At 56.6% G+C, this 12,250-nt stretch carries 11 protein-coding genes; 8 read left to right on the forward strand and 3 right to left on the reverse strand.

Annotation, left to right across the window (positions count from 1 at the left end; translation table 11 throughout):
- The first annotated feature begins 50 nt into the window (after positions 1-50).
- Together E7738_RS13535 and E7738_RS13540 are read left to right on the forward strand one after the other, a co-directional pair.
- The gene (locus tag E7738_RS13535) at positions 51-1,280 is read left to right on the forward strand and encodes a glycosyltransferase (RefSeq protein ID WP_394515709.1); all 1,230 of its coding nucleotides are present in this window, start codon (positions 51-53) and stop codon (positions 1,278-1,280) included.
- Entirely contained in the window at positions 1,273-2,184 is a 912-nt protein-coding gene (locus tag E7738_RS13540; protein WP_058775481.1) for a hypothetical protein, read from the forward strand. Before E7738_RS13535 ends, E7738_RS13540 begins: the two co-directional genes overlap by 8 nt.
- Before the next feature lie 30 nt (positions 2,185-2,214).
- Here E7738_RS13540 and tdh read toward each other — a convergent pair whose 3' ends face one another.
- Both tdh and E7738_RS13550 read right to left on the reverse strand, forming a co-directional pair.
- Positions 2,215-3,243 carry an L-threonine 3-dehydrogenase gene (gene tdh, locus E7738_RS13545; protein WP_215480754.1) on the reverse strand — a complete coding sequence of 343 codons (1,029 nt, stop codon included), beginning with the start codon at positions 3,241-3,243 and terminating at the stop codon, positions 2,215-2,217.
- Positions 3,240-4,451 carry a glycine C-acetyltransferase gene (locus tag E7738_RS13550; RefSeq protein ID WP_058771026.1) on the reverse strand — a complete coding sequence of 404 codons (1,212 nt, stop codon included), beginning with the start codon at positions 4,449-4,451 and terminating at the stop codon, positions 3,240-3,242. Before E7738_RS13550 ends, tdh begins: the two co-directional genes overlap by 4 nt.
- A gap of 231 nt (positions 4,452-4,682) precedes the next feature.
- On the opposite strand from E7738_RS13550, the gene rfaD reads away from it, so the two are divergent.
- From rfaD to rfaC, 3 genes are read left to right on the forward strand one after another with little or no spacing between them, the layout of a single operon-like run.
- Positions 4,683-5,615, forward strand: a complete 933-nt coding sequence (gene rfaD, locus E7738_RS13555) for an ADP-glyceromanno-heptose 6-epimerase (protein WP_021507062.1) — start codon at positions 4,683-4,685, stop codon at positions 5,613-5,615.
- Between the two features lie 17 nt (positions 5,616-5,632).
- On the forward strand, positions 5,633-6,676 hold the full coding sequence (gene rfaF, locus E7738_RS13560) for an ADP-heptose--LPS heptosyltransferase RfaF (protein ID WP_132466113.1): 1,044 nt from the start codon (positions 5,633-5,635) through the stop codon (positions 6,674-6,676).
- A gap of 2 nt (positions 6,677-6,678) precedes the next feature.
- Positions 6,679-7,647, forward strand: coding sequence for a lipopolysaccharide heptosyltransferase RfaC (rfaC, locus tag E7738_RS13565; RefSeq protein WP_132466116.1), 969 nt, complete (start codon positions 6,679-6,681; stop codon positions 7,645-7,647).
- 14 nt (positions 7,648-7,661) lie between these two features.
- On the opposite strand, the gene E7738_RS13570 is transcribed toward rfaC, so the two are convergent.
- On the reverse strand, positions 7,662-8,627 hold the full coding sequence (locus tag E7738_RS13570; protein ID WP_394515710.1) for a polysaccharide deacetylase family protein: 966 nt from the start codon (positions 8,625-8,627) through the stop codon (positions 7,662-7,664).
- Positions 8,628-8,941: 314 nt separating this feature from the next.
- Between E7738_RS13570 and E7738_RS13575 the strand changes: the two genes are divergently transcribed.
- From E7738_RS13575 to E7738_RS13585, 3 genes are read left to right on the forward strand one after another with little or no spacing between them, the layout of a single operon-like run.
- A complete protein-coding gene (locus tag E7738_RS13575) occupies positions 8,942-10,066 on the forward strand; it encodes a glycosyltransferase (protein ID WP_058759422.1) in 1,125 nt (374 codons plus the stop codon).
- Positions 10,067-10,109: 43 nt separating this feature from the next.
- The gene (locus E7738_RS13580; RefSeq protein WP_394515711.1) at positions 10,110-11,231 is read left to right on the forward strand and encodes a glycosyltransferase family 9 protein; all 1,122 of its coding nucleotides are present in this window, start codon (positions 10,110-10,112) and stop codon (positions 11,229-11,231) included.
- A gap of 31 nt (positions 11,232-11,262) precedes the next feature.
- The gene (locus E7738_RS13585) at positions 11,263-12,213 is read left to right on the forward strand and encodes a glycosyltransferase (RefSeq protein WP_241798873.1); all 951 of its coding nucleotides are present in this window, start codon (positions 11,263-11,265) and stop codon (positions 12,211-12,213) included.
- Positions 12,214-12,250 lie beyond the last annotated feature (37 nt).

Consider the following 12,250-nt stretch of genomic DNA (forward strand, 5'->3'; position numbering starts at 1 on the left):
CTGCGCCTTATTTAACGCCACACCTTTTCCGCGCAAGGATATCGGAACAGATGACGTCAACCAGAAAGAAAATTCTGCTGCTGGATACCGGGCGCGAATGGGGCGGCGGTACCAACAGCATGCTGGAATTACTCAAGCGCATTGATCGCCAGCGTTTCGCTATCACCTGCTGTTTTTATCAGAATTATGCGCGTGGCAATCAGGAGACGATTGCCTCGGTATTAGACGCGATCGGCATCCCGGTGACATTTATTGCGCAGCGTCGCCAGCCGCTCTGGGCAAAAATCACCAAAGAGTTGCTGCGCACCCTGCTGTTTTTTAACCGCGCGGTGAAAAAAAACGCCATCGACCGCATCGATCGCCAGTGGCGCATGCAGCCTAACGCCCGCCAAATCGCGACGATTTTACGCGACGGTGGCTATGATGCGCTGTACATGAATAATCAGCCCAGCACCAACGTTGAAGGCTATCTCGCCGCTGAACAGACTCACGTGGCGTTAATTCAGCACTGCCGCATTGATCCATTACTCAATAATGCGCTGGTCAACATGATTAATCGGCATTGTGATGCGGTGATTGCCGTGTCACAGGGCGTACACCGCACCCTGAGCGAAAGCGGTGTTGATGCGCAGCGCTGCTTTACCGTATCCAACGCTATCGATATTCATCAGCCGCTGCCGGTGCGTGAGGCGGTGCGTCAGCGCTTTGATTATCCCGCCGATACCTTTATTTTCGGCTCCATCGGTTCCCTGATTGCGCGTAAATCCAATCATCATATTTTGCAGGCGTTAGGTGAATTCAGCCGCGCGCATCCTGCCGCTAAATGGAAAATGGTGATCGTCGGTGCCGGCCCGGAGCAGCAGCACTTACAGCAGCTGGCGCAAAAAGAGGGGATTGCCGCGCAGGTTATTTTTACCGGCTTTCAAAATAATGCACTGGATTATCTGGCGGCATTCGATACGTTTATTCTCGCCTCAGCCAGTGAAGGGCTGCCGCGCGTGGTGCTGGAAGCGATGCTGGTGAATACGGCGGTGATAGGTTCGAATGTCGTCGGTACGTCGGAATTAATTCAACACGGCGAGACCGGTTTACTGTTTGACTATGGCAATACGCAACAGCTTAGCCAGCATCTTAGCGCGCTGTGGCAGGATACTGCATTGCGCCAGCGTTTAATCGCCGCCGCCGCCGCCCGGGTGCGCGAGCGCTACAGCATTGAACATTACGTGTCGGGCGTGGAAAACATTCTGGAAAACGTCATGGAGAGAGAAAAGCATGTTTGATTTTTTAAATAAACACCGTCGCTATATTCTCTCGCGCCACAACATTCCCGCCACGCAGGCGGATGCGCAGGGCACAATTGCCGTCAGTTCCGTCGTCATCCCCTGTACCGGCGCTGATTACATTGAAGAAGCGGTGCTCAGCGCTTATTTTGCCAGCCGCTGCGCCGACACCATCAGCGAAATTGTCATCGTCAGCGATCAGCCTTCCAGCGCTTTTCCGCCGCTGCCGGCACGAGTGCGTGTGGTGACGCTGGAGGTGCCGTTTCGTGAAGAAAACTACCGCTATAAACAGATCTACCGCAGCCGCCTGATTAAACTTCAGGCCCCCTTGCAGGCGACCGGTGAAGGTATATTGATGATCGATTCCGATCTCAATTTATTAAAAACGCCGGATATTGCGATGCGTGAGCATCATCTGTACAGCAGCTTCCGTCAGGGCAAGATGATCGCCAAACTGGCCGGCGCGCCAGAAGAACATATTCCGGCCTATTACCACCACACCGTTCGCCCTTATTTGCAGGATCACGTGAATGGCGCCTATCTGGCGGCCTCCCGTCGCACATGGCAGCGTATTTGTCCGCTGTGGCTGACGTTATTTAATGATACCTGGGAATTGATGAACGACGACCAGCCGCCAACCGATCAGCTACCGCTCGCTGCCCTGCTCGACCTGCTGGATCTCCGCACGGTCAATCTGGGCGAATGGGCTAACTGGCCGGTGTCGAAACGCATTGGTGGTCAGTCGGCCGTGATTCCACCGCAGGTGATTGGCGCGCATGGCGGCTTTCCCTTAAGTGAATGGCAAAAATATTTGCAGGATCCGCACCAGCCGCTGAGCTTTAAGGGCCAGGATTACACGCGTAAGGTGCGTTACCTGACCGATGCGGAAAAACAGCAATCCTGAGCGTCACCGGCCCGCAGGCCGGTGTGTCGTTTAATCCCAGCTCAGCACCACTTTGCCTGAACGCCCGGAACGCATCTCGTCGAAGCCCTGCTGGAAGTCGTCGATGTGATAGCGATGCGTGATGATCGGCGTCAGATCGAGGCCGGACTGAATCAGCGCGGCCATTTTGTACCAGGTTTCAAACATCTCACGGCCGTAAATCCCCTTGATAAACAGCCCCTTAAAGATAACCTGATTCCAGTCAATCGACATCTCACCCGGCGGAATGCCCAGCAGTGCAATGCGTCCGCCGTGATTCATGGTCTCCAGCATGGTACGAAACGCCGGCGGCGCGCCGGACATCTCCAGTCCGACATCAAAGCCTTCGGTCATCCCCAGTTCCGTCATCACCTCGCGCAGATTCTGCTGCGCCACGTTGACCGCACGCGTCACGCCCATTTCACGCGCCAGCCCGAGGCGGTACTCATTGATGTCAGTGATCACCACATTCCGCGCGCCGACGTGTTTACACACCGCTGCCGCCATAATGCCAATCGGTCCGGCACCGGAGATCAGCACGTCTTCACCTACCAGATCAAACGAGAGCGCGGTATGCACCGCGTTACCGAACGGATCGAAAATCGCCGCCAGCTCGTCGGAAATATTGTTGGGAATTTTGAACGCGTTAAACGCCGGGATCACCAGATATTCAGCGAAGCAGCCCTGACGATTAACCCCGACACCCACGGTATTACGGCATAAATGGGTACGGCCGGCGCGACAGTTGCGGCAGTGGCCACAGGTGATGTGACCTTCACCCGATACGCGATCGCCAATGGCGAAACCCTTCACTTCCTGACCGATACCGACCACTTCGCCCACGTATTCGTGGCCGGTGATCATTGGCACCGGAATGGTTTTGCGTGACCAGTCGTCCCAGTTATAGATATGCACATCGGTGCCGCAAATGGCGGTTTTGCGGATTTTAATCAGCAGATCGTTATGACCGGGCTCCGGCACCGGCGCGTCGTGCACCATCCAGATCCCCTCTTCCGCTTTCAGTTTAGCCAGTGCTTTCATCCGTTGGCTCCTGCAGTGATAACCCCTAACTGTTGTCCGATGCGCGTGAAGGCCGCCACCGCGTGCTCCAGCTGCGCCTGAGTGTGGCCGGCAGAAATCTGCGTGCGAATGCGCGCCTGGCCCTGTGGCACCACCGGATAGAAGAAGCCGGTAACGTAGATGCCCTCCTGCTGGAGCAGGCTGGCAAACTGCTGCGCCACTTTGGCATCGCCCAGCATCACCGGAATGATGGCGTGATCGGCACCGGCCAGCGTAAAGCCCGCGGCGGTCATTTTTTCCCGGAAGAAGCGGGCGTTTTCCCACAGCCGCTGCCGCAGCCCATCGCCTTCGTTCAGCAGATCCAGCACGCGCAGCGACGCGGCAACAATCGCCGGTGCCAGCGAGTTAGAGAACAGATAAGGGCGCGAGCGCTGACGCAGCCATTCAACCACCTCGCGTTTTGCCGCCACGTAACCGCCGGACGCACCACCCAGCGCTTTACCCAGCGTGCCGGTCAGGATATCCACGCGATCCATCACGCCGCAGTATTCATGCGTGCCGCGTCCGCTTGCGCCGACAAAGCCCACCGCGTGCGAGTCATCCACCATCACCAGCGCATTAAACTCATCGGCCAGGTCGCAAATGCCCTGCAGGTTAGCGATCACGCCATCCATGGAGAACACGCCGTCGGTGGCAATCAGCAGGTGGCGCGCGCCCTTGTCGCGGGCCTCCTGCAGGCGCGCGCGCAGCTCAGCCATATCATTGTTGGCGTAACGATAGCGCTGAGCTTTGCACAGGCGGATGCCGTCGATGATCGACGCATGGTTGAGCGCATCCGAGATAATCGCGTCTTCCGCGCCCAGCAGGGTCTCAAACAGCCCGCCGTTGGCGTCGAAGCATGAGGAGAACAGGATAGCTTCTTCCATGCCGAGGAACTCCGCCAGCCGGCGCTCCAGCAGCTGATGGCTGTCCTGCGTGCCGCAGATAAAACGCACCGACGCCATGCCGAAACCATGCGTATCCATACCGTCTTTGGCGGCCTGAATCAGCGCCGGATGGTTCGCAAGGCCGAGATAGTTATTGGCGCAGAAGTTGATCACCGGCGGGCTATTGGCGACGTTGATTTCCGCCTGCTGCGCCGAGGTCAGGGTGCGCTCCTGTTTGAACAATCCGTCCTGCCGCGTTGTCTCAAGCTGTTGCCGGATTTGTGAATAGAACTGATCGGACATGATTCTGCTCCTCAGATAGCAAAATTTTGGCACATATTACTGATCGAAAAGCGAATGGACGACAATTCAGCCAGGGAAATCTCCGTTTTGCAGCATAGTTCACGCGGCGCGCAGGATTTGTGCAGCGCGATCGGCGTCATCTGGCTGTCCGCATCGGGCTGAAATGTTATGATGTTAGGTATTCGTGCGTGAAACCTCCTGTTTCACCCCAACTGTTTAAAGGCAAAGCATATGATTATCGTAACCGGCGGCGCGGGCATGATTGGCAGCAACATTGTGAAAGCGCTCAACGATCGCGGTCACACCGACATCCTGGTGGTGGATAATCTGAAAGATGGCACCAAGTTCGTGAACCTCGCGGATCTGGACATCGCGGATTATATGGATAAAGAGGAGTTCCTCACCTACATCATGTCGGGTGAAGATCTGGGTCCGATTGAAGCGGTGTTCCATGAAGGTGCCTGTTCAGCCACCACCGAGTGGGACGGTAAGTACATGATGGACAACAACTATCAGTACTCAAAAGATCTGCTGCACTTCTGCCTCGAACGTGAAATTCCGTTCCTGTATGCCTCATCGGCCGCCACCTACGGCGGGCGTAACGAGAACTTCATTGAAGAGCGCCAGTACGAGCAGCCGCTCAACGTGTACGGCTACTCAAAAATGCTGTTCGACCACTATGTCCGCCAGATTCTGCCGGAAGCGGATTCACCAGTGTGCGGCTTCCGCTATTTCAACGTGTACGGGCCGCGTGAAGGCCATAAAGGCAGCATGGCGAGCGTCGCGTTCCACCTCAATACGCAAATCAGCAACGGTGAAAATCCTAAGCTGTTCGAGGGCAGCGACAGCTTCCGTCGTGACTTCATCCACGTCGATGATGTGGTGGCGGTCAATCTGTGGTGCTGGGAAAACGGCGTATCCGGCATCTATAACTGTGGTACCGGCCGCGCCGAATCTTTCCAGGAAGTGGCGGATGCGGTGCTGAAGTTCCACCAGCAAGGCCAGATCGAATACATCCCGTTCCCGGACAAACTGAAAGGGCGCTACCAGGCCTTTACGCAGGCGGATCTCAGCAAACTGCGCGCCGCGGGCTATGACAAACCGTTTAAAACCGTTGCGCAGGGCGTGGGCGAATACATGGCCTGGCTGAACCGTCACGCATAAGGAAACCGGCACCGGCGATGAAAATTCTGGTTATTGGCCCCTCCTGGGTCGGCGATATGATGATGTCGCAAAGTCTCTATCGCACGCTGAAACAGGCGCACCCTGAGGCGGTAATTGATGTGATGGCGCCGGCCTGGTGCCGGCCGCTGCTGTCACGCATGCCGGAAGTGAATCAGGCGCTGGCGATGCCGCTTGGCCACGGTGCGCTGGCGCTGGGTGAGCGGCGTCGCCTGGGCAAAGCGCTGCGGGCCAGCGGTTACGATCGCGCCTATGTGCTGCCAAACTCGTTTAAATCGGCGCTGGTGCCGTTTTTTGCCGGCATCAAACGCCGCATCGGCTGGCGCGGTGAAATGCGCTATGGCGTGCTGAATGACGTGCGGGTGCTGGACAAAGCCGCGTTTCCCTTAATGGTGGAGCGCTATGTGGCGCTGGGCTATGACCAGCCGGTTACGTCGGCAGCACAGTTGCCGCAGCCGCTGCTGTGGCCGCAGCTGCGCGTCGACGACGATGAAAAACGCATGACCGCAGCGCAGTTTGCGCTGTCGGCCGATCGCCCGGCCATCGGCTTCTGCCCCGGCGCTGAGTTTGGTCCCGCGAAGCGCTGGCCACACTATCACTACGCCGCGCTGGCGGAACAGCTGATTGCTGAAGGCTATCAGGTGCTGCTGTTCGGCTCGGCTAAAGATCGGGAAACCGGCGAGGCGATCCTGCAGGCGCTGCCGGACACGGCACGCGCGCACTGCCGCAATCTGGCGGGCGAAACGCAGCTGGAGCAGGCGGTGATTCTGATCGCCCACTGTGCTGCGGTCGTCAGCAATGATTCCGGACTGATGCACATTGCCGCCGCGCTCAACCGGCCGCTGGTGGCGCTGTATGGCCCGAGCAGCCCGGACTTCACGCCGCCGCTGTCCCATCAGGCGCGCATCATTCGCCTGATTACCGGCTACCACAAAGTGCGCAAAGGCGATGCCGCAGAGGGCTATCACCAGAGCCTGATTGATATTCAACCGGCACGCGTGCATCAGGAACTCAACGAGTTACTGCATCCGGTGCAGGAGTAACCATGCACGTTTTGATTGTTAAAACCTCGTCGATGGGTGATGTGCTGCACACGTTGCCGGCGCTGACCGACGCGATGCAGGCGATTCCCGGCATTCGCTTCGACTGGGTGGTGGAAGAGAATTTTGCGCAGATCCCCGGCTGGCATCCGGCCGTTGACAAAGTCCTGCCGGTGGCGATTCGTCGCTGGCGCAAACACTGGTTTGGCAGCCAGCAGCGCGAAGAGCGCGTGCAATTCAAACGCGAGCTGCAGTCACGTCAGTACGACGTGGTGATTGATGCCCAGGGGCTGATTAAAAGCGCCGCGCTGGTGACGCGCCTCGCCAAAGGCATCAAACATGGTCAGGACAGCCGCAGCGCACGCGAACCGTTCGCCAGCTGGTGGTATGACAAGCGTCATGAGATTGGCAAGCAGCAGCACGCCGTGGAACGCACGCGCGAACTGTTCGCGAAAAGTCTGGGCTATGAAAAACCGGCCACGCAGGGCGACTATGCCATTGCCGGTCATTTTCTCGCGGCACAACCGCAGGATGGCCAACCGTACCTGGTGTTTCTGCACGCCACAACGCGCGACAACAAACACTGGCCGGAAGATCACTGGCGTCAGCTCATCGCGCGGGTTCAGCCCACTGGCCTGCGCGTCAGGCTGCCGTGGGGCGCCGAACACGAGCATCAGCGCGCGCAGCGGCTGGCAGCAGGGTTTGATCACGCAGAGGTGTTGCCGAAGCTAACGCTGGAGCAGGTGGCGCAGCAGCTGGCGGGCGCCCGTGCGGTGGTCTCGGTGGATACCGGTTTGAGCCATCTGACCGCCGCGCTGGATCGCCCCAACATCACCCTGTTCGGCCCGACTGACCCGGGTCTGATTGGTGGCTACGGCAGGAATCAGCATGCGTTACGGCCCGCTCAGGGCAGCAGCATGGCAGACATTCAGCCTGACGACGTGATGGCCATGCTGGCTGAGATCGCGCTATAACGCGATTGGGCGGCTTAGCGCTGCTGTTGCTTCAGCAGGGCAAACTCCGTGAGCGTCATGCCCTGCGTCCGGGTCGCCAGCCAGCTGAACAGACCTTCCAGATCGTCATACAGGCGTTCAATATCAGCCTCCGTTTTAAACGTGGGGCTGCCATCTGGCATAAACTCGGATGAATGCAGCATGAACTCCACATAGTCGTTGCCCTGTGCGAGCGTCTGTTCTGCCACCTGTTTCATCTGGGCCAGATTTCCCCCCACCGGACGCAGCCAGTTCACCGAAGGTCCCCGCTGTCTGCCGCGGATGCCATTCCACACTTGTTTGAGCTGATTGGTGAACGCGCCATAGCGATACTGAATGCTCATTGGCAGTTCCAGCAGCGGGCTGTCTCCCGGCCTGGAAATATCCTGTTCATCAAGGAAATAAGCGCGATCGGGGAAATGGCTGTAATCTGTTCCGCCCTGTCCCTGCGGTGCACCCTGCGCATTACGCCAGCTCACGCGCGGCGTAACCGAGCAGTCAACCAGATAGCCCTGATCGATCAGGGCGCGGGCGTACACTTCATTAAATGCCCAGCGGCCGGCGCGGTGGCTGGTCATTTTACGCTGAAAAGCGTTCTCCAGCAGCTCGGTCATAAAGGCGACTTTATCGCGCAGGACGTTTTCCGGATATTCGATCAGATAAGGTTGGTAACGCCACTCATCGTCGGTCAGCGCATATTCAGGTGGACTGTACCAGGCATGTAAATGCATACCGATTTCGCCCTGACCGCGCGCCAGCAGATCGCGCCCGAACTCGACATAAGCCGGGTCACTGGCCATCTCATAGTTAGTCAGCCAGGTCGGTTTAAAACCGTATTTCTCACACAGCGCCTGGAAGCGCGGTAAAAACCGGACGTTATGGGTAGTGACCTTGCCGCTGCGATTGCGCCACAGGTTATCCCCTTCGGTATCAAGGGTAATTAAAAAGGCAGGTTTTTCCATAACTTATCCGGTGAATTACAGTGTTATAATCGCTATGGTACGCAACGCTCCTGACGGGCGCAAACTTTTCCCATGCTCGTTCAGGGGGAAGTCGATAGCGGTATAAGATTAGTTAAACTAGAATAATTTAAACTCTTCACTGGCCTGAATTTTAGCAATTAACCGAGCGCACGTTCGTGTAAAATTACCTGGCCATAAAAATAATTAATTGAATTTTCTTATATTAAGTCCTGATAGCACCGGGAATGATAGCAGCTAAGTCTTTACAGCAGACTGGCATGTAGGGGTAAAAAATTTTGTCGAAACGCATTTTAATGGTGATTGATGGCCTGCCGGGCGGCGGCGCCGAAAAAGTCGTACTGACTCTGGCGGGGGGCTTCCTCAGTCAGGGACACCAGGTTTCGATCTTCTCATTGCGGAAGGTATGTGATTACCCTATTCCGGCTGGCGTGGATTACCAGGTGATTCTTGATCGCTGTAACCACCCGTGGCGCAAGCTGACAGAAACATGGCGCCGCGCGCGCCTGCTGGATCGTGCGGTGCGCGACAGTGAAGCGCGGCACGGCAAATTTGATCTGATCCTCTCTCATCTGCATAAAACTGACCGCATTGTCAGGCAAACGCCTGCTCTCGATGGAGACAGGACCTGGTTTTGTCTGCACGGCGTGTTTTCTGCTTCGTATCTGGCACGTAAAACCGGCTTCTCGCTGTGGCTGAAGCGGCTGAAAATCCGTCATGTTTATCAGGATCGCCAAATCGTCGGGGTTTCGCAGTACGTCATCGACGATATGGTGCAAAACATTGGCGTACAGCCTCGCCAGGCCAAAGTGATCGCCAATCCTTTCGATTTTGACAGCCTCGCCCGGCTGGCCGCTGAACCCTGCCCGTTAGCCGGCACCGATTTCCTGGTGCACGTGGGACGCTTCCATGAAACCAAACGCCATGACCGCCTGCTCGAAGCCTATGCCCTGAGTGGCATCACCGCGCCGCTGGTTTTGCTGGGACAGGGAAGCGAAAAAATAACGCAAAAATTGCGTGAGCAGGCGCAGAATTCTGGCATTGCGGAGCGCGTACGCTTCGAGGGTTTTCAGCGCAATCCTTATCCCTGGATACGGCACGCGCGCCTGCTGGTGGTCAGCTCCGACAGTGAAGGTTTTGGTAATGTGCTGGTCGAAGCCCTGAGCTGCGGCACCCCGGTGGTCAGTACGCGCTGTCCGGGCGGTCCTGTTTCGATCCTCACCGGCGAACTGTCACGCGGTCTGGCAGAGATGAATGCAACATCGCTGGCAGAAAAAATGCGAGAAATTTATACAACTCCCCCCAGGTTGCAACATCTGGACTTAAGCATTTATAGTTTGAGCGTTGTTTGCCAGCAATACCTGCAGCTTATTCAGGTGGCGGAGACGTCATTTTCAACCACGCAGCACGTTTCAGGTTAACAGGTCCCCCATGACGGTGTGACCGAATCATGGGGATGACTACTTGACGTACGTACTACTGTTTATTCTTTTTTCGCCGGTCAAATGGGTGATGAAGTTTGTTCATGGCCGCACCGGTAAAAATCTGGTGATACAGACCGCTAAAATTGGCGACTATATTAATATCACGCCGTTATTATCCCACCTGGGAAAAAGCGATGCCCTGCTGAGCTATAGTGTCGCCCCGCTGGCTGAACGTGACGCCACGCTGGAGCACATCTGGTATATCGAAGATCACCGCTCCGGTTTGATGAAAAAAATAAAACTGGTGTGGCAGCTGCTCAATCGCTACGACAATATTTATTTGCTGCATCCCACCAATCTCAATTTATTTATTGCCGCCTGCTGCAATGCCAGCAACAAACAATTTCTTTCCAGCTATCGGCGCAAAGGCTATCAGGGCCTGTTTTATTTAACGGCCAGCGGCGTGGTTTATCACGAGAAAAATACCTTAACGCTGGAAAATTACCTGAAACTGGCCGATTGCTCTTTTACCAAAGAGAGTTATCCCAAACATGCCACCCTGCCACTGTGGCAACCGGAAACCCTGCCAGCGGAAATTACTCAGGCGCCGGGCATCCGTATTGGTATTAGCGTAACGGCAGGGAATCAGGCCAAAACCATTCCGCCGTTAATCTGGTGTCGGCTTTTCGACCACCTGAGCGATCTCCCCTGCACTTTTTTTGCTTTCGGCGCACCGAATGAACAATCACGCGTTCAGGAGTTGTTTAAAGTTGCCGGTCAGCGAAACAATCTGGTGAGTCTGGTAGGTAAAATTCCGCTCGAGGCGCTGCCTGCCGCCATTAACGAGATGGATTTCTATATCGCCTCGGATTCCGGCAATGTGTATATTGCCGACGCGCAACAGGTACCGGTGATTTTAATTTATGGTCCCTGCTGCGTAGAGGAGCAAAGGCCGCTGGGTGACGTGCTCTTAATTGGCCCGAACCACATCGCGCCCTCTTCGTTTGTGTTCGCTGCGCAATACAAATTTGCCCATCCGGTTGAACAGCTGTTCGAGCTGGATGAACGCAAGCTAAATGATATCCATGATTTTATCCGCACCCGGCAGCAGCAGCGCCTGGCGCGACGGAACAACGAAGAACATGACAGCGCAGCCCGATAGCTCATCCCCGCTACTCAGTCTCATTATCCCGATGTTTAACGCTGGTGCTGACTTTACCGGCTGTATCAATGCATTGCTGGCGCAAACCCTGACGTCGCTGGAGATCATCATTGTTGACGATGGCTCCACCGACGGCTCCGGCGAGCGCGCCGACGCGCTGGCGCAGCAGTACCCACATATCCAGGTGATTCATCAGCCGAACGGTGGCGTGTCGCGTGCGCGCAATGCCGGGCTGGCCGTGGCGCGGGGTAAATACGTCAGCTTTCCCGACGCTGACGACACCATGGACCCGGCGATGTACCAGACGCTGGTCGACATGGCGGAGCGCGATCGGCTGGACGCTGCGCAGTGCAACGCCGAGTGGTTTTTCAAGGCCAGCCAGACAACTAAGCCGATGATTCCGCGGGATCGCCTCACCAGCACTGGCGTATTAAGCGGGCCGGAGTGGCTCAACAAGGCGCTGAAAACCCGGCGTTACCTGCACGTCGTGTGGCTCGGTATTTACCGTCGTGAGTTGATCGAACAGCTTAATCTGCAGTTTGAACCCGGTCTGCATCATCAGGACATCCCGTGGACCACTGAGTTCATGCTCAACGTTAAACGCGTGCGCTACACCGATCGGGTGCTGTATCGCTACTACATGCACGATGCGTCGATCAGCAACCGCAAGCGCACCGGCCAGCACAATGTCGACTATCAGCGTCACTACCTGAAAATCGCGCGCATGCTGGAAGAGATCAACACGCGCTATCGTCACAAGGTGAAGATTTACCCGAGCTTCCACGCGCAGATTACCCGCGAAGCGCTCAGCGTGTGCCACGCTATCCGGCGCGAACCGGACGCCGCAGCGCGCCAGGCGATGATCGCCGATCTGTTTAGCAGCCAGACGCACAAACGCATGCTGCGCAATGCGCGCGGCGCGCGTCAGTGGTATCAGCTGCTGCTGTGGCTGAGCCGCATTTATCGCTGGCGCAATAAATAAGCGCCCGCCGCGGCTTTAACCCCTCCAGGGTTTGCCC

Source organism: Pantoea sp. SGAir0430, assembly GCF_043549295.1.

Excerpts from the sequence above, each read along its gene's own strand:
- tdh (WP_215480754.1), bottom strand. The coding sequence starts at position 3,243 with ATGAAAGCACTGGCTAAACTGAAAGCGGAAGAGGGGATCTGGATGGTG.
- rfaD (WP_021507062.1), top strand. The coding sequence starts at position 4,683 with ATGATTATCGTAACCGGCGGCGCGGGCATGATTGGCAGCAACATTGTG.
- E7738_RS13540 (WP_058775481.1), top strand. The coding sequence starts at position 1,273 with ATGTTTGATTTTTTAAATAAACACCGTCGCTATATTCTCTCGCGCCAC.
- E7738_RS13575 (WP_058759422.1), top strand. The coding sequence starts at position 8,942 with ATGGTGATTGATGGCCTGCCGGGCGGCGGCGCCGAAAAAGTCGTACTG.
- E7738_RS13585 (WP_241798873.1), top strand. The coding sequence starts at position 11,263 with ATGTTTAACGCTGGTGCTGACTTTACCGGCTGTATCAATGCATTGCTG.
- rfaF (WP_132466113.1), top strand. The coding sequence starts at position 5,633 with ATGAAAATTCTGGTTATTGGCCCCTCCTGGGTCGGCGATATGATGATG.
- E7738_RS13570 (WP_394515710.1), bottom strand. The coding sequence starts at position 8,627 with ATGGAAAAACCTGCCTTTTTAATTACCCTTGATACCGAAGGGGATAAC.
- E7738_RS13550 (WP_058771026.1), bottom strand. The coding sequence starts at position 4,451 with ATGTCCGATCAGTTCTATTCACAAATCCGGCAACAGCTTGAGACAACG.
- E7738_RS13535 (WP_394515709.1), top strand. The coding sequence starts at position 51 with ATGACGTCAACCAGAAAGAAAATTCTGCTGCTGGATACCGGGCGCGAA.
- rfaC (WP_132466116.1), top strand. The coding sequence starts at position 6,679 with ATGCACGTTTTGATTGTTAAAACCTCGTCGATGGGTGATGTGCTGCAC.